Below are 23,961 nucleotides of genomic sequence, written 5' to 3' on the forward strand. Positions count from 1 at the left end.
ATGACACCGCTTTCAACACGCCCCATGTCGTCGGGTCGACCATGCTGCTGACCCTGCCCAATTTGTTGTCCGCCGAAGAATTGAGCCAAACCCGCGCTTGGCTCAAAGACGCACCTTGGGAGCCAGGCCTTGGCACGGCGGGTCGGCAAGCAGCGATGGTCAAACACAACGAGCAATTGCCGCAAAGCTGCGACGCCGCGGTGAACATTCGCGAGATGGTGCTCAAGGCGCTCAACGCCAATCCCACCTTCTTCTCGGCCACGCTGCCCAAGAAAATTTACACACCGCGCATCAACCGCTATGCAGGTGACAGCAATTACTTTGGCAACCACATCGACGGCGCCATCCGTATGTTGAGCCACGAAAAACGCGTGCGCACCGACATTTCGTGCACCGTGTTTTTGAGCGAGCCCGACAGCTACGACGGCGGCGAGCTGACCATTGCCGACACCTACGGCGAGCAAAGCATCAAGCTGCCTGCGGGCAGCATCGTCATCTACCCCGGCACCAGCTTGCACCAAGTCAAACCCGTCACACGTGGCGAGCGGTTGGCTTGCTTTTTTTGGATTGAAAGTTTGGTGCGCAGCGACGAGCAACGCCGCCTGCTGTACGAGCTCGACATGAGCCTGCTGAGCTTGCGCAACCAATACGGCGAAATTCCAGAAGCGGTCACGCAAACCGGCGTGTATCACAACCTCTTGCGCATGTGGGCGGACACCTGATGCTGCAATTCACTTACGCGCCATCACACGCAGAGCGGCAACGCACAGCCCCCACCGTGGTGCTGTGCGTGGTGGCGTTGCATGTGTTGGCCATGGGCACTTTGCTGTTATCGCCAAGCACCACCGTCATCGACAACCAACACAGCATCGCCATGGAAATGGTGCTGGCCCCGGTCAGCAACACACCCGCGAAAGCACAGGCGGCACTCACGCCCACAGCCGCACCGACGACACCCAACACGCCTGCTGTTGCCGCACCTTCGCTTTCATCTGCGCTGGCCACACGTAACGCAGATGCATTGGCTTCATCCTCCGCGACGAACGCAGCACCTGCGACGACGCCAACACAAACCGGCAAATCACAAGGCGCACCCGCCTTCAGCCTACCCAGCAGCGAAGCGCATGGCTTGAACAACCCCAAGCCCGCGTACCCACGCGTCAGCCGTCGCTTGAACGAACAAGGGCAAGTGGTGATTCGTGTGTTCGTGACGACCGATGGCGCAGCACAACAAGGCGAGGTCAAAACCAGCAGTGGTTACGACCGCCTCGACCAAGAGGCCTTGCGCACGGTAATGCGCTGGCGGTTTGTGCCGGGCCAACGTTTTGGCACACCCGAGGCCATGTGGTTCAACGTCCCCGTTAATTTTGTTTTGGAATAACTTTTGGAAACTGTCATGGAAAACCAAGCCGGCATTTTGAATTTTTGGCAACAAGGTGACGTCATCACCCACATCGTGGCGCTGCTGTTGATTGGCATGTCTGTGTTGTCGTGGGTCGTCATCGTCATGAAGGCGCTCGACATCGTGCGCTTGAAACGCATGGCGCAACACGTGGAATCGTTTTGGCACAGCAGCAACTTAAACGAAGGCTTGTCTGCACTCGATGCCAGAACACCGCATGTCACCCACGCCAACCCGTTTTACAGCTTGGCCAAACAAGGCCACGAAGCCTCGGCCCACCACCGCGCCACGCAAGAACAACTGCACGACAGCTTGGACGTGAGCGATTGGGTCACACGCAGCTTGCGCAACGCGATTGACGACTCCACCGCCCGCTTGCAAGCAGGCTTGGCCGTGTTGGCCTCGATTGGTTCGACCGCACCGTTCGTGGGTTTGTTCGGCACGGTGTGGGGCATTTATCACGCGCTCATCGGCATTGGCGCCTCAGGCCAAGTGGGCATGGACCGCGTGGCCGGCCCGATTGGCGAAGCCCTCATCATGACCGCGCTGGGCTTGGTGGTGGCCGTGCCTGCGGTGCTGGGCTACAACGCCTTGGTGCGTGGCAACAAATTCATCTTGGGCCAACTCAATCGCTTCGCACACGACTTGCACGCCTTTTTGGTCACAGGCGCTCGTGTGGGCCAGCGCAACAACGCGGGAGTTTGAGCATGTCGTTCTTACCCGCCCAAGACGATGACGAGGTGATGACCGAAATCAACATGACACCGTTGATTGACGTGATGCTTGTGTTGTTGATCGTGTTCATCTTGGCCGTGCCCGCCATTCACAGCGCCATTCCCTTGGTGCTGCCGCGTGCCAGCAGTGCGGCGCCACAGCAACCCGCCGAACCCGTGCGCCTCGACATCGACGCGCAAGGCCACATCTATTGGAACGGCAAAGCCGTCGAAGACGACGCGCTCAAAGCCCAAGCCCAACAAGCCGCCACGCTGGACCCACAACCCGTGGTGCGCCTGAGCGGCGACCGTGCCGTGCCCTATGAGCGCGTGCTGCAAACACTCAGCACCTTGCAAAGCACAGGCTTGGCCAAGGTCAATTTCATCGCCCAAAAGCCTTGAGCACTCGCCCGCCCACATCGGCCTCAATAGCCACGTCAGCCACGCAACCTGCGCCAAGCCCAGCGCCCACCACCGCGACTGGGTGCGTGGGGCCACTACGGGTGGACAGCGCCGCGTTGATGGGCGGCCAACGCGTGCTGGAAATCGTGCATTTGGGTGAGGTCTATCGGCTACAAACCACGCGTTTTGGCAAGTTAATTTTGACCAAGTGATGACGCACAGATGGCCTCACGCAAGGCTGTCTCAATCGGCCTCATTGAGACAAACAATCACCGACGCAGAAAATCTTGACTATCATTCACGTCAATGAGTTTTGCTCATTCGATAGTTTTTAACAACCATACAAAGGAAACCACATGTCTTTGATCAACACACAAGTTCAGCCTTTCAAAAACCAAGCCTTCCACAACGGCAAATTCATCGAAGTGACCGAAGCCACGCTCAAAGGCAAGTGGAACGTGTTCATCTTCATGCCAGCCGCTTTCACCTTCAACTGCCCCACAGAAATTGAAGACGCTGCTGACAACTACGCAGCCTTCCAAAAAGCCGGCGCTGAGGTGTACATCATCACCACCGACACTCACTTCTCACACAAAGTGTGGCACGAGACTTCTCCAGCAGTGGGCAAAGCCAAGTTCCCATTGGTGGGCGATCCCACACACAAATTGACACGCGCTTTTGGCGTGCACATCGAAGAAGACGGCTTGGCTTTGCGCGGCACTTTCGTGATCAACCCAGAAGGCATGATCAAAACCATGGAAGTCCATTCCAACGAAATCGCCCGTGACGTGTCTGAAACACTGCGCAAGTTGACGGCTGCTCAGTACACAGCCGCCAACCCAGGCCAAGTGTGCCCAGCGAAGTGGAAAGAAGGCGCGAAGACTTTGGCTCCTTCCATCGACTTGGTCGGCAAGATCTAATTTTTAGATCCACACCTGCTCACGCAGGTCGTTGACCGCAGCGCACATTGGCATGCCAGCGTGCGTTGTACTCAACGAAATCCCCCCAACCTTTTGAACCACCCAGGTCAGCGCTGAACGCGCATGGCCTAGGATGTTTGCACCCTGAAACAGGAGAACACCATGCTCGACGACGCCCTCAAAGCTCAACTTCAACAATACCTTGGCATGTTGCGCCAGCCCATTCGCTTGATCGCCTCATTGGACGACAGCGAAACCGGCAAGGATATGCACGAGCTGCTCAACACCATCGTGGGCCTGTCAGACAAAGTCACACTCGACACCTCGGGCACAGATGCCCGCAAGCCTTCTTTCGTCGTCGCTCGCGAAGGCGAAACACAGGGCGTGCGCTTTGCAGGTTTGCCACTCGGCCACGAGTTCACCTCCTTGGTGTTGGCCCTGCTGTGGACAGGCGGCCACCCACCCAAGGTGGAGCAAGACGTGATCGACAGCATCAAGGGTTTGGATGGCGACTTCAACTTTGAGGTCTACATGTCCCTGAGCTGCCACAACTGCCCAGACGTGGTGCAAGCGCTCTCGCTCATGGCCATCGTCAACCCCAAGGTCAAGACCGTGGTGATTGAAGGCGGTGCATTCCAGAAGGAAGTGGAAGAGCGCCAAATCATGGCGGTGCCCATGGTGTTCTTGAACGGTCAAGTGTTTGGCTCGGGCCGAATGAGCGTGGAAGAAATCGTGGCCAAGCTCGACACCAACGCAGCAGCCCGCGACGCAGCGAAGATGAGCGAGAAAGCCCCTTACGACGTGTTGATCGTGGGCGGTGGCCCCGCTGGTGCAGCTGCCGCTGTGTATGCAGCGCGCAAAGGCATCCGCGTGGGTATTGCCGCTGAGCGTTTTGGCGGTCAGCTGAACGACACCATGTCGATCGAGAACTACATCTCGGTGCTCGAAACCAACGGCCCCAAACTCGCCGCTGACCTCGAAGCCCAAGTGCAGCACTACGGCGTGGACATCATGGCCATGCAACGCGCCAGCAAAATTGTGTCTGCCGAACAAACCGGCAGCATGACCGAGGTGCACTTGGAAAACGGCGGCGTGCTCAAGGCCAAGAGCGTGATCTTGTCGACGGGTGCACGTTGGCGCAATGTGAACGTGCCCGGCGAAGCCGAGTACAAAAACAAAGGCGTGGCCTACTGCCCACACTGCGACGGCCCTTTGTTCAAAGGCAAGCGCGTGTCCGTGATCGGCGGCGGCAACTCTGGCGTGGAAGCCGCCATTGACTTGGCAGGCATCGTCGAACACGTGACACTGATTGAATTTGCCGACCAGCTCAAAGCTGATGCTGTGTTGGTGAACAAGCTCAAGAGCTTGCCCAACGTGACCATCCATGCCAATGCACAAACCACCGAAATCACAGGCGAGGGCGGCAAAGTCAATGGTCTGAGCTACAAAGACCGCGCCACGGACGTTGTGCACCACGTGCCCCTCGAAGGCGTGTTCGTGCAAATCGGTTTGGTGCCCAACACCGAGTTTTTGAAGGGCAGCATGGAGCTGAGCAAGTTTGGCGAAATCGTGGTGGATGCCAAAGGCCACACCAGCATGCCTGGCGTGTTTGCGGCGGGCGACTGCACCACCGTGCCCTACAAGCAAATCATCATTGCGGCGGGCGAGGGTGCGAAGGCGGCATTGTCAGCGTTTGACCACTTGATTCGCAACTGATCGTTCAGACACTTGCTGAGCCCAACGTGTGTCTATGCGTTGGGCTTTTTTTCTGAGCCGCGCGTTAGTGCGAAGAGGCCGCAGACGCTGCTGGTTTGATTGTCAGCAGCTCTGGGTCCACTTGGTTTTCTACGCGATGCGGCTCTTGCACAGGCTTAGGGCCGAGCCCCAAGAAACGCAAGCCACCGTCGTTCCACAACCAAAACAAGAGGTTGATGGCGGCCAAGGCATAGACCACGTTGCGCCAAAAATATTTCGAGTTCATAAACACCACCTTTGTTCTTTAAGTTGCGCCGAATTTTCGCGCATGAAGTTGTCCGCGTTAAACCGGCCGCACGCTCACCTCTGAGCTACTGATGGCCTCTTGGCCTTGTTCGGTGTCCACCAGCATCGCGCCAGCGGCGTCTACGCCCCTTGCCACGCCGTGACGACCATCGCTCAAAGTGACGTTCAAATTGCGCAATGCGTCACGGGCATTAAAGGCGTTTTGCAATGGCGCAAAGCCCGTGCGTTCAAACGCCAGCAAGGTGGCCAACAAAGGCTCGGCCACCCTCATCAAGGCCTCGGGTGCGGTGATGCCGTTTTGCAGGTCTTGCAGGCCCAATGGCGCAGTGGATAGGCCCTCGGCCACAGGCGGGGCGATGTTGATGCCCACACCCACCACGCAATAGCGTCCTTGGCCACTGCCGTAGTCCATACCTGCGGGCAGGGCTGTCTCAATCAAAATGCCCGCCAATTTGCCCCAGCCTGTCGCCGTCTGGGGGCGCTTCACCCACAAGTCGTTGGGCCACTTCAAGCGCACGCCCAGTTCGCCCTGCGGATCTAGGCTGCGCGCCAACGACAAGCCGACCGCCAAAGACAGGCCCGACCAATCCGCAGGCTTGAGCATGAGGCCCAAGGAGAAGGTCAAGGCATGGCCCACTTCACCGTGCCATGGGCGACCTAGGCGGCCACGGCCTGCGGTTTGGGTTTCGGCCACCAACAGCACCGGTTCGGTTTGGCCTGCGCGTGCGCGGCGCATCAGCTCGGTGTTGGTGGAATCAATGGCTGGCAGCACCTCGACTGTGAGGCCTGGTTGCTTGGCAACCATCGCGAGCCAAAGGTCTTCCGCTGGCCAGATCATGGGGTTTAGCGTTTGGGCGCTTTGGCTTTAGACGCGTCTTTGTCGGCCTTGCCGGTCGACTTTTTGTCTGACTTCTTTTTGTCACCTTTGGCTGGCTTGCTCTTTGGCTTGTCCGCCTTTTTCGCTTTGGGCTTTTCGTCCTTTGGAAATTCAGAGGTGGAAGACAGCAAAGTGCCACGGCACTTCTTCGCGCCGCACCAGCAGGGATATTCCAGCTTGAGCGCGGGCGTCATGGGCGCGTCGATGACCAAGCCGTAGTCGTAGCTCAGCTCTTCACCGGCTTTGATGTCGCGGATCGCCTTGATGAAAATGCGGCCATCCACTTCGTCTGGTTCACAGCTGGGTTTGCACGAGTGGTTGATCCAACGCGAAGAGTTGCCGCCGTACAGCGCGTCAATCACGTGGGTCTCGTCGATGTGAAAGTAAAACGTGTGGTTGGGATCGGTGGGGTCGTGCGGGTGACGGCGCAGCGCCTCTTTCCAAGTGATGATTTCGCCCACGTACTCAATGATGGTCTCGCCTTTGGCGAAGTCTGTCAGTGCAAAAACCCCTTTGCCATGGACACCTGAGCGACGGGTTTGAATGCGACGGCCTTTGATGGGCGCGGGGGTTTGGGCGATAGATTTTTTGGACACTGAATTTTTCTGTTAACTTAAATACGTACGCATGTGCGTGCGCGCCCGTGGGCGCGCGTGCGCACGCGAGAGAAGCAAATTGTAGTGGTCAGTTTTTAAGGAACTTTGAAATGAGCAAAACCCTCGTGATTGCCGAAAAACCTTCGGTCGCGCAAGACATCGTGCGCGCACTCACGCCTGTGGCGGGGAAGTTCGAAAAACACGACGATCACTTTGAGAGCGACACCTATGTCGTCTCTAGTGCCGTGGGTCATTTGGTGGAAATCCAAGCACCCGAAGAATTCGACGTCAAACGCGGCAAATGGAGCTTTGCCAACCTGCCCGTGATTCCTCCCTTCTTCGACTTGAAGCCAGTGGAAAAAACCAAGACGCGTTTGAACGCGGTGGTGAAGCTGGCCAAACGCAAAGACGTGACCGCCCTCATCAACGCCTGTGACGCGGGCCGCGAAGGTGAGCTGATCTTCCGTTTGATCGAGCAATACGCTGGCGGCAAAAAGCCCCTCGACAAACCTGTGAAGCGCCTGTGGCTGCAGTCGATGACGCCGCAAGCGATTCGCGATGGTTTTGAATCTTTGCGCAGCGAAAAACAAATGCAAGGCTTGGCCGATGCTGCACGCAGCCGCTCTGAGGCCGACTGGCTGGTGGGCATCAACGGCACCCGCGCTTTGACCGCGTTCAACTCGCGCGAGGGTGGCTTCTTCTTGACCACCGTGGGCCGTGTGCAAACGCCCACGCTGTCGGTGGTGGTGGAACGCGAAGAACAAATTCGCAAGTTCATCAGCCGCGACTACTGGGAAATTCACGCGTCATTCAAAGTGGAAGCAGGTGCCTACCCCGCGAAGTGGTTCAACCCCGAGCACAAAAAAGACGCCGAAGACGCCGAGAAAAAACACGACCGTGTGTGGAGCGAAGCCGAAGCTTTGGCCATTGCCGACGCTGTGCGCAACCAAATTGCCACCGTCACCGAAGAGAGCAAACCCACCACCAAAGCCAGCCCCGGCTTGTTTGACCTGACCTCGCTGCAACGCGAAGCCAACGGTCGCTTTGGTTTCTCCGCCAAAACCACCTTGGCCTTGGCGCAAAGTTTGTACGAGCGCCACAAAGCGCTGACCTACCCACGTACCGATTCACGCCACTTGCCTGAAGACTATGTGGCCGTGGTGAAAGACACCTTCACCATGCTGGCAGACAGCGGCATGAAGCACTTAGAGCAACATGCCACCGTCGCGCTGAACAACAACTACGTGCGCAAATTGCCACGCGTGTTTGACAACAAAAAGGTCAGCGATCACTTTGCGATCATCCCGACCTTGCAAGCACCCAGCGGTTTGTCTGAAGCCGAGCAAAAGTTGTATGACTTGGTGGTGCGCCGCTTCATGGCGGTGTTCTTCCCCAGCGCCGAATACATGGTGACCACGCGCATCAGCACCGTCAAAGCTGCCGGCAAAGACCACACCTTCCGCACCGAAGGCAAAGTGTTGGTCAACGCCGGTTGGATGGCCGTGTACGGCAAAGACGCCGCGCAAGAAGCCTCTGACAACGAAGAAGATGGCAAGACCCTCGTCGCCTTGAAAGCAGGCGAGTCGGCCAAAAACGAATCCGCCGACGCCAAAGGCCTGAAAACCCGCCCGCCCGCACGCTACAGCGAAGCCACCTTGCTCGGCGCAATGGAAGGGGCTGGCAAGTTGGTGGAAGACGACGAGTTCCGCGAAGCCATGCAAGAAAAAGGCTTGGGCACACCCGCCACGCGCGCGGCCATCATTGAAGGCTTGCTCAACGAGAAATACCTCATCCGCGATGGCCGCGAGATGATTCCCACCGCCAAAGCCTTCCAACTGTTCACGCTGCTGCGCGGCTTGGGCGTGGAGGAGTTGTCAAAGCCCGAACTCACGGGCGGCTGGGAGCACAAGCTCTCGCTCATGGAACACGGCCAACTGAGCCGCGAAGAATTCATGCGCGAAATTGCCGAAATGACCGAGCACATCGTCAAGAAGGCCAAAGAGTTTGACCGCGACACCATTCCCGGTGACTACGCCACATTGAAAACGCCCTGCCCCAAGTGCGGCGGCGTGGTGAAAGAAAACTACCGTCGCTACGCCTGCGTAGGTAAAGACGGCAGCGCGTCTGACTCGGGCGAAAACGGCGCAGGCTGCGGTTTCTCCATCAGCAAAATTCCAGGCGGTCGCACTTTTGATGCGGCTGAAGTGGAAGAGTTTTTGACCAACAAAAAGATTGGCCCACTCGACGGCTTCCGCTCCAAAGCAGGCTGGCCGTTCACCGCCGAAATCGCCCTCAAGTACAGCGAAGAAGACCAAAACTGGAAACTCGAATTCGACTTTGGTGACGACGGTGCAGACTCCGGCGAAATCGTCGAGTTCAGCGACGCGCCCGCTCTGGGCAACTGCCCCAAGTGCGGCAGCCCCGTGCACGAACACGGCAGCAACTATGTGTGTAGCAAGGCTGTGCCCACACATGCACAAGCCACGCCAAGCTGCGACTTCAAGAGCGGCAAAATCATCTTGCAGCAGCCAGTCGAACGCGAGCAAATGACCAAGCTGTTGAGTGAAGGAAAAACCGATTTGCTCGACAAGTTTGTGTCCATGCGCACACGCCGTTCGTTCAAAGCCTTCTTGCAGTGGGACGCCGAAGCGGGCAAGGTGAACTTCGCGTTCGAACCCCGCGTGAGCAAGTACCCACCCAAAGGCGGCAAAACGCCCACGACCAACGCGCTCATTAAGGCCGCTGGCAAAAAAGTGCCCGCCAAGACCACCAAGGCTGCCAAAGCAAAAGCTGAAAAAGTAGCCAAGCCCAAAGCACCACGCAAAGTCACCGCAGGCTATTTGCCCAGCGCTGACCTGGCCAACGTGATTGGCGCCGAAGCCGTGGCCCGCACCGAAGTGATCAAAAAGCTGTGGGACTACATCAAGGCCAACGGTTTGCAAGACGCCACCAACAAACGCGCCATCAACGCCGATGCCAAACTCAAACCCGTGTTTGGGAAAGATCAAGTGACCATGTTTGAATTGGCAGGCATTGCAGGCAAACACCTGCGACCCATTGGTGAGTAAAAAAATAGAGTGACCGCATGACCGTCCACGCCAAACCCATGATTGCCACGCCACAGGCGATGCACTTTGAGCAAGCTTTGCAATTGCAGAGCGGCGCCAGTGTGCGCGACTACACCCTGGCCTACGAGACCTACGGCACGCTCAACGCCGACCGTTCTAACGCCGTGCTGGTGTGCCACGCCCTCAACGCCTCGCACCATGTGGCGGGCGTGTACGAAGGCCAAGACAAAAGCGAAGGCTGGTGGGACAACATGATTGGCCCAGGCAAGCCCGTGGACACCAACCACTTCTTTGTGATTGGCGTGAACAACCTCGGCTCTTGCTTTGGCTCGACCGGCCCCATGCACACCCACCCCGACACGGGCAAGGTGTACGGCGCGGATTTCCCCGTGGTCACGGTGGAAGACTGGGTGAACGCCCAAGCCTTGCTGCTCGACCGTTTGGGCATCACCCAGCTCGCCGCCGTTTTAGGCGGCAGCTTGGGCGGCATGCAAGCCCTGAGCTGGACGCTGCAATACCCAGACCGCGTGCGTCACGCCGTGGTGGTGGCGAGTGCGCCCAACCTCACGGCTGAAAACATCGCTTTCAACGAAGTGGCACGCCGCGCCATCGTGACCGACCCTGACTTTCATGGTGGGCACTTCTATCAACACGGCGTTGTGCCGCAGCGCGGTTTGCGCATTGCTCGCATGGTGGGCCACATCACGTACCTCAGCGACGATGTGATGAACGAAAAATTTGGCCGCGAACTGCGTGATGCAGTCGTCGGCAGCGCCACCGGCTACAAGTACTCCACCCAAGATGTGGAGTTTCAAATCGAAAGCTACCTGCGCTACCAAGGCGACAAGTTCAGCGAGTACTTTGACGCCAACACCTATTTGCTCATCACCCGAGCCCTCGATTACTTCGACCCCGCCCGCACTTACGGCGGCGATTTGTCAGCCGCGTTTGCACGCACAGCCGCGAAGTTTTTGCTGGTGAGCTTCACCACCGATTGGCGCTTCTCACCCGCACGCAGCCGCGAGATGGTGCAAGCCCTGCTCGACAACCAACGCGATGTGAGCTACGCCGAAATCGACGCGCCACACGGCCACGATGCGTTCTTGCTGGACGACGCCCGCTACATGAATGTGGTGCGCTCGTACTTTGCGCGCATCAGCGGCGAGTTGCCGGCGTGCAGTTCTAACAACGGCGTCCAGCCCGCCTTGGCCGCGCACACCGGAGGTGCAGCATGACCCACGACAACTTAGTGGCCATTGCCGCCCTCGTGCCCCAAGGCAGCCGCGTGCTCGACCTCGGCTGCGGCGACGGTGCGTTGCTGGCCTATTTGCAACAACACAAAGCCTGCACCGGCTACGGCGTAGAGCTTGACGACACCAATGTGCACGCCTGCGTGCAGCGCGGTGTGAACGTGCTGCAACTCAACCTCGATTTGGGTTTGAGCGTGTTTGCCGACCAGTCGTTTGATGTGGTGCTGCAAATCGACACCTTGCAACATTTGCGCAACGCCGAAACCATGTTGCGCGAAACCGCACGCGTGGGCAAAACTGGCATCGTGGCTTTCCCCAACTTTGCACACTGGCCCAACCGCCTGAGCATTCTGCAAGGCCGCATGCCCGTGACCAAGCGCTTGCCCTACCAGTGGTACGACACGCCCAACATTCGCGTGGGCACGTTCAAAGACTTTGAAGTGTTGGCCGAGAAAAACGGTCTGCATGTGACCGATTCATTTGGCTTGCAAAACGGCCAGCGTGTGGACACGTGGCCCAACCTCATGGCGGGCACGGCGGTGTTCAAATTTGAAGCATAAACAAACGGGCCTCAAGGGCCCGTTTCTGCATCTTCGCTGGATGCATTCGGTGCTTTGTGGCTCAATAAAAAAATGGTCGCCATGATGCACACCGAGCCGAGCCAATCCAGCAGACCAAACGGCACCTTCAACCACAGCACCGCCACCACCGCCGCTGACAGTGGCTCCGCGCAAGCCAACAAGCTGGTGGTTTCAGGCCCAATTTTTTGAACAGCAACCAAGTAGCCGTAAAAGGCAAACAAGGTGCCGAACAACACAATGAACACGACCGCCAGCAAGGTGGCGATATCCCATACACCCGGCACATGCCACGGCTGACTCACGCCGCAAAAACCCAAGCCCCCAATCAACATGCCCCAGCCCACCAACACGGTGGCTTCGTTTTCTTGCAGCAAACGTTCAGGTTGAATGCTGTAGAACGCCAGCGCCACCGCGGACGCCAAGCCCCAGAACAAGGCGGCAGGCGAAACTTGTAACGCTGTCCAATCGCCATGCGTGACCAGCAACACCGTGCCCAAGAACGCCAACATCACGGCCAAGCTTTCTGCACGCGTGGGCCAACGGCGGCGCACACACGCAAAGTACACGGCAATCAGCACAGGGCCCACGTACTGCAGCACGGTGCCCGTGGCTGCGTTGGAATATTGAATGGCCGCGAAGTAGGTGTACTGAATGGCCAACATGCCCAGCAGACCAAAAATCAGCAGGCTCACCGCTGAGCGTTGCGTTTGCCAAATGCGCCAAACATCTTGCCCGCGCCAATGTGCGTAACCCAACAACAGACTGCCCGCCAGCAGCAAACGCACCGTCACCAACCAGCCAATGGTGAGGCCTTTGTTTTGAAACACGTATTGCGCACAAGCCCCCGACACGCCCCACAGCACCGCTGAGGTCAAAGCCAACGCAAAGCCTTGCTGCGTGTCAGACAGGCGTTGCGTCATGCGAGGGTGAGCAAGGCCAAAGCGCCTAAGGCCGCGGTCTCGGCACGCAAGACGCGCTCGCCCAAGCTCAAGGCCGTGAAGCCTTTGGCGCGAGCCGCCGCATCTTCTGCATCGGTCAAGCCACCTTCTGGGCCATTGAGCAAGACCCAAGACTTTGCGCTGGTCGCTGCGCCTTCACGCAACGCATTCAAAGGCTGCGTGCTCGCGTGTAACGACAACACCCCATGCACCACATCGGCCTGCGTCGTTTGACGTGCCAGCCACGCGTCTAAGCGCTCAGGCATGTCGATGACAGGCACGCGGTTGCGGCCGCATTGCTCGCTCGCGCTGGCGGCCACCGCTTGCCAATGGGCTTGTTTCTTTTCGGCGCGTTCACCCGTCAGGCGAATCACGCTGCGCTCAGTCATCAAGGGGGTGATGCGGTGCACGCCCAACTCGGTGGCTTTTTCCACCAGCCAATCCATGCGCTCGTTGGCGGGCATGCCCACGGCGAGGTGCACTTGGCACGCTGCTTCGCATTCCACGGCGCGGTGCTCGCCCACGACCACGCGCACATCGCTGCGGCCCATGTGTTGCACTTCGGCGGTGAATTCACCACCTTCGCCGTTGAACAAAGTCAGCGTGTGACCGGGCTGCATGCGCAGCACCTGCACATGGCGGGCGGCTGTGGGTGGCAAGTCCACCACTTGGCCAGGCACCAAGGGCAGGGGGCAGTAAAAGCGGGCCATCGTTAGCCCCGCCCGCCGGGCGTGAGTCGAGGGAACGCCAAGCTGATGGCGGGCTCTGTGCCTTCAATCTTGTCGATTAGGCGCAGCAAGGGCGTGAGCTCGCTGTAACGGCTGGCCGTGGTGCGGATGTAGTTGATGAAGCGCGGGGCGTCGGCCAAATATTTGGGTTTGCCATCGCGCAAAGTGAGGCGTGCAAAGATGCCAGCCACTTTGAGGTGACGTTGCAGACCCATCCACTCCACGGCGCGGTAAAACGCACCAAAGTCGTTGTGCCAGCCGTCAAAGTCCATCAGGCCGAGTTTGCGGGCGCGTTCCCAGTAGCGGATGGTCACGTCCAACACCACGTCTTCTTCCCAGGTCAAAAACGCGTCGCGCATGAGGCTGGCGATGTCGTAGGTCACGGGGCCATAAACCGCGTCTTGGAAGTCGAGCACGCCCAAACGTTGTTCGGCGGAGTCGTGCGGCATCATCAAATTGCGCGGCATGAAATCGCGATGCACGTACACGCTGGGGGCGGCCAAGTTGCGTTGCACGATGGTTTGGAAAGTTTTGTCCAGCATCTGGCGCTGGCTGCTGTCGATGTCTAGCTTGCGGTGTTGGGTGAGGTACCAATCGGGAAACAGCGATAGTTCGCGCTGCAACAAGGCCTCGTCATAAACAGGCAACACGCCGGGGCGGCTGCTTTGTTGCAAGGTCAACAGCGCATCAACGGCGCGCATGTACAGGCCGTGGTTGGCTTGCGGGTCGTCACGGTTGATCACGTCCATCATGGTTTGTGAGCCAATGTCGTCCAGCAACATGAAGCCCTGTGGCTCGTCCCACGCCAAGATGCGTGGGGCATAGAGGCCCGCGTCCAGCATCAGGCGAGCAATGCGCACAAAGGGTTCGCAGTTTTCTTTGTCGGGCGGGGCGTCCATGACGATGCACGAGCCATGGGCCGTATCGACACGGAAATAGCGCCTAAAGCTGGCATCTGCCGAGGCGGCACGCACGGTGGCGGGCAGCACGCCGTGGGCGCTGGCTTGGGCGTCTAGCCACTGGTGAAAGGCCACTTGGCGCTCGGGCTGGGCCCATTCGATTGGCGCGTGGGGAGATGTGCCCGAAGGCTGGGAAATAGAGGGTGTGCTCATGGATAATCTAAATTCTACAAACGGTCCTCGGCGCCCCGACTTTTCGGGCACGCTGCTCAAGGGATCGCTTCATTGAAGGTCTTCCCGTTTTCATGCTGTTGCCTGATTTTCACCGCCAAATTCGCGCCCTGTCGTGGCTGGTGATGGGCATGTTCGCCGGTCACGCCAGCGTGCAGGCACAAACGGCCGATGCGCCGTCGCTGGTTTTGAAGCCGAGCAGCTTGCTGCAAGAAGCTCTGTCGCCTGAAACACGCCGGCAATTGCCCACCTTTTTACAGAGCGACACGCTCAATGAGCGAACCAGCCAACAAACTGTGCTCGAAGGCCAAGTGGTGTTGCGTCGCGGCGAGCTTTTGCTCAAAGCCGACAAAATTGATTACGACCAGGTGAACGACCTCGCCCAAGCGCGTGGCCATGTGTACATCAACCAGTCGGGCAACGTGTACCAAGGTCCAGCGCTTGATCTGCATTTGGATGCGTTCGAAGGGTTCTTCACGCAACCCAACTACCGCCTGTTAAAAAACAACGCCTACGGCAACGCCGACCGCATTGATTTTGTGGACCCTGCCCACACGGTCATGCACAACGCCAGTTTCACCACCTGTCAACGCAAGCCTGGGCCAGGCTGGATGCCAGACTGGTTCTTCAAAGGCGACAAGATTTCCATCGACAGCGATCGCAATGTGGGTTTGGTGGAAGGCGCATCGGTTCGCTTCAAAGGTGTCCCCATCTTGCCGGTGCCAGAGGTTGAGTTTCCGCTGAACGACGAACGCAAATCGGGCCTGCTACCGCCCAGCATTGGCATCGACAACATTGGCGGCTTGGAATACACCCAACCGTACTACTGGAACCTGGCGCCCAACCGCGACATGACCTTGACCCCGACGTACTGGAGCAAACGCGGCATCAACTTAGGCACCGAGTTCCGCTACATGGAAAGCGCGGCACCACAACCTCCGTTCCAAGGCATCATGCGCTTTGACTACATGGAGAAAGACCAGATTCGCAACGATTCGCGCCGCTGGAGCATGAATTACGTGCACACGGGCCTGCTGAACCCCTACTTTGCAGGCGGTGGTCTGGGCATGAACCTGAACATCAACCGCGTGAGCGACGACGATTATTGGAAAGACTTTTCGGTCAGCAGTGGCGTCGGCATTCAACGCTTGCTGTCCAGTGATGCCGGCCTCACTTGGACAGACGGTTTTGTCAGCACAGGCATACGCGCTCAAAAATGGCAAACGCTGCAAGACTTGGCCAACGTGAACAACCGCATCACGCCACCGTTTGATCGTTTGCCGCAACTCACAGCGCGGCTACAAAAATTCAACGTCGCGGGGGGCTTCGATTTCAGCGTCGACGGCGATTTGACGCGTTTTTCATCTGTGCGAGACATCGACTGTGCAGCCGCCGCTGCCAACGGCACCAGCAAGTCGTTTTACAACTGCGCCCCCAATGCCGATCGCGCCGTGTCTTGGGTGCAGCTCAGCCGCCCCTTTGTGTCACCTTATGGCTATGTCACACCCAAAGTGCAATTGCATGGCCGCAACTACCAGTTTGATGGTGGCCTGCCCAACACCTCGTTTTATGACGGCCACCAAGGCCAAACCAGCGCCAGCGTGACGGTGCCAACCTTCAGCTTAGATGCAGGGATGGCTTTTGAGCGCAACAAGCGTTTGTTCAGCCGCAACTGGATACAAACCTTGGAGCCTCGCGTGTTTTATGTGCACACGCCTTACCGCAACCAAAACTACTTGCCGAACTACGACTCGGGCAGCAACGCCTTCAACTTCGCCAGCATCTTCACTGAGAACGCCTTTGGTGGGCATGACCGCATTTCAGACAGCAAGCTGCTCACTTTGGGTGCCACGTCACGCTTCATTGATCCTGAAACAGGCGCCGAAGGCGCACGCTTTGGCGTAGCCCAACGCTTGCGCATGCAAGAGCAATTGGTCACGCTGCCAGATGACCCAACCGCCAAGGCGGGTATCAGCGACATCTTGGCCGGCGCAACCCTGAACCTGTCGCGCGCTTGGGCGCTGGACTCCACCGTGCAGTACAACCCCAAAACCAGCAACTTCATGCGCCGGGTGGTCGGTGGACGTTACAACCCCGGCTCATACCGCGTCATCAATGCCGCCTTGCGAACCGAAAACGACGAATCCGCCAACCCCGTGTCCAAACAGTTAGACGTGGGCTGGCAATGGCCGTTGCACGACCTGTGGGGCGGCGCAGACGGCGACGATGGTCAAGGCCGCGGCTTGGGCGAAGGCCGTTGGTACAGCGTGGCACGTGTGAACTACGACATGCTGAATAAGAAGGCGGTCGAGTCCGTCATCGGCTTCGAATACGATGCGGGCTGTTGGCTCAGCCGCACCGTGATTGAACGTTTACAAATTACCGACGGGTTGGCCCGTCAACGCATCTTGTTCCAACTTGAGTTTGTGGGCCTGTCGCGCGTGGGCACAAACGCACTGGGCTCGCTGCGCAACAACGTGCCGCGTTACCAACCCCTGCGCCAACCGACCATGAACCCTAGCCGTTTTGGCAATTACGATTGACGATGACCATGTTCTTTTCAAAACCCCGTTCTTACCTTGTGTGGGCCTTGATGGCGTGGACAGTGTCTGTCGCAGCGCAAAGCGCCGTCAATGGTCGCGACTTCATTGTGGCCGTCGTCGACTCGGTGCCCATCACCAACCACGACGTGGCCTTGCGCGCGCCGCAGTTGCGCGACCAGCTCAAGCAACAGGGTCGCCCCGTGCCCCAAGGTGACGCCCTGCTCAAAGCCGCCTTAGAACGTTTGATTGTTGAAAAAGCCTTGTTGCAACACGCCAAAGAAGCCGGCGTCACTGTAGAAGACGAGGCGGTGACGCAAGCCGAGCAACGCTTGGCTGCGCAAAGCCAACTCAGCGTAGATGCCCTGCATAAAAAAGTAAAAGCCGAAGGCTCCAGCGTGGCGCGTTTGCGTCAAAACCTGCTTGAACAACTCACCCTGCAGCGCCTGACCGAGCGCAATGTCCCCAGCCGAATTCGTGTCAGCGATGTGGAGATTGACCAAGCGATTCGCGAGCGTCAAAACGCCAGCGTGGGCACCAACCCCGACATTGAACTTGGCCACGTCTTGGTTGCCATTCCAGAAAAAGCCAGCGACGCAGAAGTGGCCGCGCTTCAAACCAAAGCCCAAACCGCATTGGCACACGTCAAGCGCGGCGATGACTTGGCGCGTGTTGCCAAAGAATTTTCTGATGGTGCGGAGCGCGACAAAGGCGGCTTAATGGGCTTGCGCGCTGCCAGCCGTTACCCAACGCTGTTTGTGGATGCCATCAAAAATATGAACGTGGGCGATGCAACGCTTGTGCGTTCAGGTGCCGGCTTTCATGTGTTGAAGGTGGTCACCAAACGTGCCAGCAGTGTGATCACCGTGACACAAACCCACCCCCGCCACATCTTGCTGCGCCCAGGCGGCCAGCTCAGCCAAACCACGGCACGTGCGCAGTTGGCTGAATACAAACGCCAAATCGAAACGGGTAAAGCCGACTTTGCCAAACTTGCCCGTGAACACTCGCAAGACGGCAGCGGCCCAGAAGGCGGCGACTTGGGCTGGGTCTCTCCGGGCATGTTTGTGCCTGAGTTTGAAGAAGTCATGAACCAGCTGCAACCCGGCCAAATGGCTGACCCCACCATCTCGCGCTTTGGTGTGCATCTGATTCAAGTGCTGGAGCGCCGCGAAGCCCCCATCAGCGAACGCGAGCTGCGTGACATGGCACGCAACAACCTGCGCGAGAAAAAGTTTGATGAGACCTACCAGTTGTGGGCACAAGAAGTGCGTGGCCGCGCCTATGTGGAATACCGCGACGCACCGCAATAAACAGAGCCCACTTTGAAACACATTGCACGCAAGCGCTTCGGCCAACACTTCTTAACCGACGGCGCCATCATTGAAGGCATCGTGGATGCCATCAACCCACAAGCTGGCGACCCCATGGTCGAAATTGGCCCCGGTCTGGCCGCCTTGACGCAGCCCTTGGTGGAGCGCTTGGGTCAACTCAACGTCATTGAGCTGGACCGCGATTTGGCCGTGCGCCTGCGCGAGCATCCGCACCTGAACGTGATTGAGTCCGACGTGCTGCGCGTGGACTTCACCCAACTGGCCGCTGATTTGAAGGTGCCCAAACTGCGCGTGGTGGGCAACCTGCCGTACAACATCTCGTCGCCTATTCTGTTCCACCTGCTTGAACACGTGGCCGTGGTGCAAGACCAGCACTTCATGCTGCAAAAAGAAGTGATTGACCGCATGGTCGCCACGCCCAGCAGCGGCGACTACAGCCGCCTGAGTGTGATGCTGCAATGGCGTTACGACATGGAAAACGTGTTGTTTGTGCCGCCTGAATCGTTCGATCCGCCACCGCGCGTGGACAGCGCTGTGGTGCGTATGGTGCCCTTGGCGGAGCCGCCCAAAATCAACGTCAAGCTGATGGAAGAAATGGTGAAAACGGCGTTCAGCCAACGCCGCAAACTGTTGCGCCACACCTTGGGCCGCTGGCTAGAAGCGCGTAATTTTGCAGGGCACTTTGATGTGCAACGCCGCGCGGAAGAAGTGCCGGTAGCCGAATATGTGGCGTTGGTGCAGCGTCTGTAAAGACCGAAGCGCCCACAAAAAACCCGTCAGCAGTCACCTGCGACGGGTTTTGTTTTTGGTGCCGCCTGAAAGGCGGCCTGCCAATTAAGCCGCTGTTTGCCAGTAGCCTGCGTTGAAGGGGCTGCTCATGCGCAAAGCCATGGGCGACACGTCCACCAACTTGTCGGTTGGCATTTTTTCGCCTTCTTCCAACAGCTCGATGCCTTCGGGCGACACGCCTACTTTTTCAGCAGAAGGCGCACGGGCCACAGAGAACGAGTAGAAGCAGCGGAACGCCACTTTGCGGTCAGACCAGTAGTCTGCGGCTTCGCGGAAGATGTCCAACAGCTGTTCGCGGGCTTCTTTGTCAAACTTGGCATGGGCAGGGATGTGCTCCAAAACCAAGATAAAGCCAGGCTGTGGGCCAGACTTGTGCAGAGGATCGGTCATGCCGTCGTACAGAGAATCAAAGTTCTTGCTGGCTGAAGCCGACAAGTTGAACTCTTTGGAGATGATGTCCAAGATGTCTTGTTTGCTTTGGGCTTGGGCCAAGTTGACATACAAAAAGTGGTGGCCCAGACCTTGGGCAGCTTCTTGTAAATCAGGCACGCGGAATGCACGGATAGACTGAACAATATTTGTTTTGACGGTACGCAATGGCATAAGTATTCGTTTCGTGTTCGGGTTAACCCGAAATTTGGAAGCGCAAGTGTCTTCGAATTGAAACAAAAAAGCAAGGGCCCTCCCATTACTGGGGGGCCCTTGAAGGGTTATTTAACCTAAAAAGGTTAATTTAGGCTAGGGAAAACGCTTAACGCACCGCGCTGGCATCCGCCACGGTCAAGGCCGTCATGTTGACGATGCGGCGCACCGTGGTGCTCGCGGTCAAGATATGCACGGGCTTGGCAGCACCCAACAGCACGGGGCCAATGGCAATGTTGCCGCCAGCCGCTGTCTTGAGCAGGTTGTAGGCAATGTTGGCCGAGTCCAGATTCGGCAACACCAGCAAGTTGGCATCGCCAATCAAGGAGCTGTCAGGCATTTGGGCCTGACGGACATGGCCGTCCAGCGCCACGTCGCCGTGCATCTCGCCATCAATTTCAAGCCAAGGCGCCTTTTTCTTGACCAAGCCCAAGGTTTCGCGCATTTTGAGGGCGGAGGGCTGATCGCTGCTGCCAAAGTTGGAGTGCGACAACAAAGCGGCCTTGGGCTGGATACCAAAGCGACGCATTTCTTCAGCGGCCATCACCGTGATTTCGGCCAACTGCTCAGCGGTGGGGTCGTAGTTGATGTGCGTGTCGACCAAGAACACTTGGCGGTCAGGCAACAACAAGCCGTTCATGGCGGCGTAGGTGCTCACGCCTTTGCGGTGGCCAATCACTTGGTCCACATAGTTCAGATGAGTCAGCGGTGTGCTCCACGTGCCGCAAATCAGGCCGTCTACCTCGCCTTTGTGCAACATCATGGTGCCAATCAACGACAAACGGCGACGCATGTCGATCTTGGCCAACTGCTCGGTCACGCCTTTGCGAGCCGTCATCTTGTAATAGGTTTGCCAGAAATCGCGGTAGCGGTGGTCTTGCTCGACGTTGACCACGTCATAGTCCACGCCTTCTTTCAGGCGCAAGCCGAATTTCTCAATGCGCTGGGCAATGACGGAGGGGCGACCAATCAAAGTGGGCTTGGCCAAACGCTCGTCCACCACGATTTGCACGGCGCGCAGCACGCGTTCTTCTTCGCCCTCGGCGTAACACACGCGCTTTTTGGTGGCGCGTTTGGCAGCGGCATAGATGGGCTTCATGATGGAGCCCGAGGCATACACAAAGCCTTGCAGCTTCTCAATGTAGGCTTCCATGTCTTTGATGGGGCGCGTGGCGACGCCACTGTCTGCAGCGGCTTTGGCCACGGCAGGCGCAATCTTCATCATCAAGCGTGGGTCGAAGGGCTTGGGGATGAGGTACTCAGGGCCAAAGGCCAAGGTCTCGCCCGCATAAGCCGCCGCCACCACTTCGCTTTGCTCGGCTTGCGCCAGTTCGGCAATCGCGTACACCGCGGCAATTTCCATCTCGTCGGTGATGGTGGATGCACCCGCATCCAAGGCACCACGGAAGATGTAGGGGAAGCACAGCACGTTGTTCACTTGGTTGTGATAGTCGCTGCGACCGGTGGCGATGATGGCGTCATCGCGCACGGCTTTGACTTCTTCAGGCGTGATTTCGGGGTTGGGGTTGGCCAAGGCCATGATGATGGGGTTTGAGGCCATCTTTTTGACCATCTCTGGCTTCAACACGCCGCCAGCCGACAAGCCCAAGAACACGTCAGCGCCTTCGATGATGTCGCTCAAAGTGCGCGCATCGGTTTTTTGGGCGAACTGAATCTTGTCTTCGTCCATCAACTCGGTGCGGCCTTCGTAGACCACGCCTGCCAAGTCGGTGACGTAAATGTTTTTGCGTGGCATGCCCATCTTGAGCAACAAGCCCAAACAAGCCAAAGCCGCAGCACCCGCACCTGAGGTGACGAGCTTGACGGTTTTGATGTCTTTGCCCGCGACTTTGAGGCCGTTCAAAATGGCGGCGCCCACGGTGATGGCGGTGCCGTGTTGGTCGTCGTGGAAGACTGGGATTTTCATGCGCTCACGCAACTTGCGCTCGACGTAGAAGCAGTCAGGCGCCTTGATGTCTTCGAGGTTGATACCGCCGAATGTGGGCTCTAGGGCCGCAATGATGTCGACCAATTTGTCGAGGTTCTTCTCGTCAATTTCCAAATCGAACACGTCGATGCCGGCGAACTTCTTGAACAAAACGCCCTTGCCCTCCATCACCGGCTTAGAGGCCAGCGGGCCAATGTCGCCCAAGCCCAACACGGCAGTGCCGTTGGTGATCACGGCCACCAAGTTGCCACGGCTGGTGTACTTGAACGCGTTGTTCGGGTCTTTGACGATTTCTTCGCAAGGTGCGGCCACGCCAGGGGAATAGGCCAGGGCCAAATCGTGTTGGTTGACCAGCTGCTTGGTGGCGTGAATCGCCACTTTGCCTGGGGTGGGGAACTCGTGGTATTCGAGCGCGGCGCGGCGCAGTTCGGCACGTGCCTCGGCGCTGTTGTGAGAGTGGTTGGAACCCATAGAAATCTCCTTGTTATGCAAAAGGCGGCGTGCTTTGCAAAAGCACGACCGCCTAGGCTTGTGATTTCATTTTAGGCCTGTGACTAAGGCGCTTTATGCGTGGATGTGCTTACACAAGTGGCAATGGTTTTTACTTATTCGCAAAAGCAAACTTAAGCGGTCACTTGCTTTGGCCGCCGCTTGGATGTGAGGCGGTACGTCAAAGAAATTAACCGCGCATCAACGCTTCAATTTCCGAAGCAATCACAGGCACACCACGCGTGATGAGCTCGCAGCCATCGGCTGTCACGATGGCATCGTCCTCAATGCGAATGCCGATGTTCCAAAACGCCTCGGGCACATCGTCGGCAGGTCGCACATACAGGCCAGGCTCTATGGTGAGCACCATACCGTCGCGCAAGATGCGGCTGGGTCGGTTGACGATGGTCTCGCCCGACAAGGGGTCTTTGCGCTCGCTGGTTTGGCCCAACTCAGACGGCTCCACATAGCTGCCGCAGTCGTGCACATCCATGCCCAGCCAGTGGCTGGTGCGGTGCATGTAAAACGGAAAATACGCGCGCTTTTCAATCACGTCTTGCGCGGTGCCGTGCTTGGTTTTGCTCAGCAGCCCGAGGTCTAACAAACCTTGCGCCAGAACTTTGACCGTCGCGTCGTGCGGGTCCACAAAACGCGCACCGGCTTTGGTCGCCGCTACTGCCGCGTCTTGGCTGGCCAGCACCAAGTTGTAGAGGTCGCGCTGCGGGCCCGTGAACTTGCCGTTCGCAGGAAAAGTACGCGTGATGTCGGAGGCATAGCCATCCAACTCGCAACCCGCATCAATCAACACCAACTCGCCATCGCGCACAGGCGCGGCATCGGCGCGGTAGTGCAACACGCAGGCATTGGCGCCCGCGGCCACGATGGAGGTGTAGGCAGGAAACTGTGAGCCGTGCATGCGGAACTCATGCAGCAACTCGGCGTCTAGGTGGTACTCGCGCACGTCTTGGCCCGCACGCAACATGCGTGCGCTGGTTTGCATGGCAAGGATATGGGCGCGCGCGCTGATAGCGCTTGCACGGCGCATCACGTCTTGCTCATGCGCGTCTTTGATGAGGCGCATCTCATCCAGTGGGCCACAAGCATCACGCTGCTGTGCAGGGCATTGCGCGCCAAAACGCACACGGGCGCGCACGGCGTTGAGCCATCCATCCACACGGGTTTCCAACCCCTTGTGCGTGGCAAACGGGTACCAAACGGTGTGTTGGTTCTCCAGCAATTTAGGCAGCTGTTTGTCCAGCTCGGCCACTGACACAGCGGCACTCACACCCAGTGCAGCCACGGCGGCGTTTGGCCCCAAACGGTAACCGTCCCAAATTTCGCGCTCCAAGTCTTTGGGCTGGCAAAACAGCGTGCTGCGCCCCGTGGCGTCGAGCACCAGCCAAGCGTTGGGTTCGGTGAAGCCCGTCAGGTAATAAAAGTAGCTGTCGTGGCGGTACGGGAAATCGCTGTCGCGGTTACGCGCGTGCTCGGGGGCCGTGGGAATGATGGCCACGCCACCATCGCCCAACTGTGCAGCCAAGCGGGCGCGGCGAGCGGCGTAAAGAGAAACAGAGGCTTGGGTCATGGCGCGTTCAGTTTTAAAGTGATGTTGA

21 protein-coding genes and 1 pseudogene are annotated in these 23,961 nt (G+C 58.1%); 13 read left to right on the forward strand and 9 right to left on the reverse strand.

Going from position 1 to position 23,961, the window contains the following annotated elements:
- Positions 1–41 precede the first annotated feature (41 nt).
- From QMG15_RS12770 to ahpF, 7 genes are all read left to right on the forward strand, one after another.
- A complete protein-coding gene (locus QMG15_RS12770; RefSeq protein WP_281788891.1) occupies positions 42–722 on the forward strand; it encodes a Fe2+-dependent dioxygenase in 681 nt (226 codons plus the stop codon).
- Positions 722–1,381 (forward strand): TonB family protein, encoded by a 660-nt coding sequence (locus QMG15_RS12775; RefSeq protein WP_281788892.1) that lies wholly within the window; start codon positions 722–724, stop codon positions 1,379–1,381. The genes QMG15_RS12770 and QMG15_RS12775 overlap by 1 nt, the downstream gene beginning before the upstream one ends.
- 15 nt (positions 1,382–1,396) lie before the next feature.
- Entirely contained in the window at positions 1,397–2,107 is a 711-nt protein-coding gene (locus QMG15_RS12780) for a MotA/TolQ/ExbB proton channel family protein (protein WP_281788893.1), read from the forward strand.
- Between the two features lie 2 nt (positions 2,108–2,109).
- Entirely contained in the window at positions 2,110–2,517 is a 408-nt protein-coding gene (locus QMG15_RS12785) for a biopolymer transporter ExbD (protein WP_281788894.1), read from the forward strand.
- Positions 2,514–2,729 (forward strand): hemin uptake protein HemP, encoded by a 216-nt coding sequence (locus tag QMG15_RS12790; protein ID WP_281788895.1) that lies wholly within the window; start codon positions 2,514–2,516, stop codon positions 2,727–2,729. The genes QMG15_RS12785 and QMG15_RS12790 overlap by 4 nt, the downstream gene beginning before the upstream one ends.
- A 144-nt stretch (positions 2,730–2,873) precedes the next feature.
- On the forward strand, positions 2,874–3,437 hold the full coding sequence (gene ahpC / locus QMG15_RS12795) for an alkyl hydroperoxide reductase subunit C (RefSeq protein WP_281788896.1): 564 nt from the start codon (positions 2,874–2,876) through the stop codon (positions 3,435–3,437).
- Positions 3,438–3,599: 162 nt separating this feature from the next.
- On the forward strand, positions 3,600–5,153 hold the full coding sequence (gene ahpF, locus QMG15_RS12800) for an alkyl hydroperoxide reductase subunit F (protein ID WP_281788897.1): 1,554 nt from the start codon (positions 3,600–3,602) through the stop codon (positions 5,151–5,153).
- A gap of 64 nt (positions 5,154–5,217) precedes the next feature.
- On the opposite strand, the gene QMG15_RS12805 is transcribed toward ahpF, so the two are convergent.
- From QMG15_RS12805 to QMG15_RS12815, 3 genes are read right to left on the reverse strand one after another with little or no spacing between them, the layout of a single operon-like run.
- Entirely contained in the window at positions 5,218–5,418 is a 201-nt protein-coding gene (locus tag QMG15_RS12805; RefSeq protein ID WP_281788898.1) for a hypothetical protein, read from the reverse strand.
- 57 nt (positions 5,419–5,475) lie between these two features.
- Complete coding sequence (locus QMG15_RS12810) at positions 5,476–6,276, reverse strand: biotin--[acetyl-CoA-carboxylase] ligase (RefSeq protein ID WP_281788899.1); 801 nt, start codon at positions 6,274–6,276, stop codon at positions 5,476–5,478.
- Positions 6,277–6,281: 5 nt separating this feature from the next.
- Positions 6,282–6,911: an SET domain-containing protein-lysine N-methyltransferase gene (locus tag QMG15_RS12815; protein WP_281788900.1), complete on the reverse strand. Its 630-nt coding sequence runs from the start codon at positions 6,909–6,911 to the stop codon at positions 6,282–6,284.
- Between the two features lie 110 nt (positions 6,912–7,021).
- Here QMG15_RS12815 and QMG15_RS12820 point away from each other — a divergent pair, with 110 nt between their 5' ends.
- Genes QMG15_RS12820 through metW form a run of 3 tightly spaced genes read left to right on the forward strand, consistent with a single transcriptional unit; the run spans position 7,022 to position 11,789 of the window.
- Positions 7,022–9,979: a DNA topoisomerase III gene (locus QMG15_RS12820; RefSeq protein ID WP_281788901.1), complete on the forward strand. Its 2,958-nt coding sequence runs from the start codon at positions 7,022–7,024 to the stop codon at positions 9,977–9,979.
- A 17-nt stretch (positions 9,980–9,996) separates the two neighbouring features.
- Entirely contained in the window at positions 9,997–11,214 is a 1,218-nt protein-coding gene (locus QMG15_RS12825) for a homoserine O-acetyltransferase (RefSeq protein ID WP_281788902.1), read from the forward strand.
- Positions 11,211–11,789, forward strand: coding sequence for a methionine biosynthesis protein MetW (gene metW, locus QMG15_RS12830; protein WP_281788903.1), 579 nt, complete (start codon positions 11,211–11,213; stop codon positions 11,787–11,789). Before QMG15_RS12825 ends, metW begins: the two co-directional genes overlap by 4 nt.
- An 11-nt stretch (positions 11,790–11,800) precedes the next feature.
- Here the strand turns inward: metW and QMG15_RS12835 are convergent, their stop codons facing one another.
- Genes QMG15_RS12835 through QMG15_RS12845 form a run of 3 tightly spaced genes read right to left on the reverse strand, consistent with a single transcriptional unit; the run spans position 11,801 to position 14,588 of the window.
- Entirely contained in the window at positions 11,801–12,730 is a 930-nt protein-coding gene (locus QMG15_RS12835; RefSeq protein WP_281788904.1) for an EamA family transporter, read from the reverse strand.
- Positions 12,727–13,458 carry a 16S rRNA (uracil(1498)-N(3))-methyltransferase gene (locus tag QMG15_RS12840; RefSeq protein WP_281788905.1) on the reverse strand — a complete coding sequence of 244 codons (732 nt, stop codon included), beginning with the start codon at positions 13,456–13,458 and terminating at the stop codon, positions 12,727–12,729. The genes QMG15_RS12835 and QMG15_RS12840 overlap by 4 nt, the downstream gene beginning before the upstream one ends.
- A 2-nt stretch (positions 13,459–13,460) precedes the next feature.
- Positions 13,461–14,588, reverse strand: a complete 1,128-nt coding sequence (locus QMG15_RS12845) for a phosphotransferase (protein ID WP_281788906.1) — start codon at positions 14,586–14,588, stop codon at positions 13,461–13,463.
- 92 nt (positions 14,589–14,680) lie between these two features.
- On the opposite strand from QMG15_RS12845, the gene QMG15_RS12850 reads away from it, so the two are divergent.
- From QMG15_RS12850 to rsmA, 3 genes are read left to right on the forward strand one after another with little or no spacing between them, the layout of a single operon-like run.
- On the forward strand, positions 14,681–17,149 hold the full coding sequence (locus QMG15_RS12850; protein WP_281788907.1) for an LPS-assembly protein LptD: 2,469 nt from the start codon (positions 14,681–14,683) through the stop codon (positions 17,147–17,149).
- A gap of 8 nt (positions 17,150–17,157) precedes the next feature.
- Complete coding sequence (locus tag QMG15_RS12855) at positions 17,158–18,459, forward strand: peptidylprolyl isomerase (RefSeq protein ID WP_281788908.1); 1,302 nt, start codon at positions 17,158–17,160, stop codon at positions 18,457–18,459.
- A gap of 12 nt (positions 18,460–18,471) precedes the next feature.
- A complete protein-coding gene (gene rsmA, locus QMG15_RS12860) occupies positions 18,472–19,230 on the forward strand; it encodes a 16S rRNA (adenine(1518)-N(6)/adenine(1519)-N(6))-dimethyltransferase RsmA (protein ID WP_281788909.1) in 759 nt (252 codons plus the stop codon).
- 252 nt (positions 19,231–19,482) lie between these two features.
- Here the strand turns inward: rsmA and QMG15_RS12865 are convergent.
- The 3 genes and pseudogenes from QMG15_RS12865 to QMG15_RS12875 all read right to left on the reverse strand — a co-directional run.
- A pseudogene (locus tag QMG15_RS12865) lies at positions 19,483–19,872 on the reverse strand (barstar family protein); the annotation flags it as partial.
- Between the two features lie 148 nt (positions 19,873–20,020).
- Complete coding sequence (locus QMG15_RS12870) at positions 20,021–22,330, reverse strand: NADP-dependent malic enzyme (RefSeq protein ID WP_281788910.1); 2,310 nt, start codon at positions 22,328–22,330, stop codon at positions 20,021–20,023.
- A gap of 208 nt (positions 22,331–22,538) precedes the next feature.
- Complete coding sequence (locus QMG15_RS12875) at positions 22,539–23,933, reverse strand: aminopeptidase P N-terminal domain-containing protein (RefSeq protein ID WP_281788911.1); 1,395 nt, start codon at positions 23,931–23,933, stop codon at positions 22,539–22,541.
- Between the last annotated feature and the right edge of the window lie 28 nt (positions 23,934–23,961).

Origin of the sequence: Limnohabitans sp. INBF002, from assembly GCF_027924905.1 — a bacterium.
GTDB lineage: Bacteria > Pseudomonadota > Gammaproteobacteria > Burkholderiales > Burkholderiaceae_C > Limnohabitans.

Coding starts and splice junctions, on each gene's coding strand:
- QMG15_RS12770 (WP_281788891.1), top strand. CDS start 42: ATGCTGCTGACCCTGCCCAATTTGTTGTCCGCCGAAGAATTGAGCCAA.
- QMG15_RS12775 (WP_281788892.1), top strand. CDS start 722: ATGCTGCAATTCACTTACGCGCCATCACACGCAGAGCGGCAACGCACA.
- QMG15_RS12780 (WP_281788893.1), top strand. CDS start 1,397: ATGGAAAACCAAGCCGGCATTTTGAATTTTTGGCAACAAGGTGACGTC.
- QMG15_RS12785 (WP_281788894.1), top strand. CDS start 2,110: ATGTCGTTCTTACCCGCCCAAGACGATGACGAGGTGATGACCGAAATC.
- ahpC (WP_281788896.1), top strand. CDS start 2,874: ATGTCTTTGATCAACACACAAGTTCAGCCTTTCAAAAACCAAGCCTTC.
- ahpF (WP_281788897.1), top strand. CDS start 3,600: ATGCTCGACGACGCCCTCAAAGCTCAACTTCAACAATACCTTGGCATG.
- QMG15_RS12805 (WP_281788898.1), bottom strand. CDS start 5,418: ATGAACTCGAAATATTTTTGGCGCAACGTGGTCTATGCCTTGGCCGCC.
- QMG15_RS12810 (WP_281788899.1), bottom strand. CDS start 6,276: ATGATCTGGCCAGCGGAAGACCTTTGGCTCGCGATGGTTGCCAAGCAA.
- QMG15_RS12820 (WP_281788901.1), top strand. CDS start 7,022: ATGAGCAAAACCCTCGTGATTGCCGAAAAACCTTCGGTCGCGCAAGAC.
- QMG15_RS12825 (WP_281788902.1), top strand. CDS start 9,997: ATGACCGTCCACGCCAAACCCATGATTGCCACGCCACAGGCGATGCAC.
- metW (WP_281788903.1), top strand. CDS start 11,211: ATGACCCACGACAACTTAGTGGCCATTGCCGCCCTCGTGCCCCAAGGC.
- QMG15_RS12835 (WP_281788904.1), bottom strand. CDS start 12,730: ATGACGCAACGCCTGTCTGACACGCAGCAAGGCTTTGCGTTGGCTTTG.
- QMG15_RS12840 (WP_281788905.1), bottom strand. CDS start 13,458: ATGGCCCGCTTTTACTGCCCCCTGCCCTTGGTGCCTGGCCAAGTGGTG.
- QMG15_RS12845 (WP_281788906.1), bottom strand. CDS start 14,588: ATGAGCACACCCTCTATTTCCCAGCCTTCGGGCACATCTCCCCACGCG.
- QMG15_RS12850 (WP_281788907.1), top strand. CDS start 14,681: ATGCTGTTGCCTGATTTTCACCGCCAAATTCGCGCCCTGTCGTGGCTG.
- QMG15_RS12855 (WP_281788908.1), top strand. CDS start 17,158: ATGTTCTTTTCAAAACCCCGTTCTTACCTTGTGTGGGCCTTGATGGCG.
- QMG15_RS12870 (WP_281788910.1), bottom strand. CDS start 22,330: ATGGGTTCCAACCACTCTCACAACAGCGCCGAGGCACGTGCCGAACTG.
- QMG15_RS12875 (WP_281788911.1), bottom strand. CDS start 23,933: ATGACCCAAGCCTCTGTTTCTCTTTACGCCGCTCGCCGCGCCCGCTTG.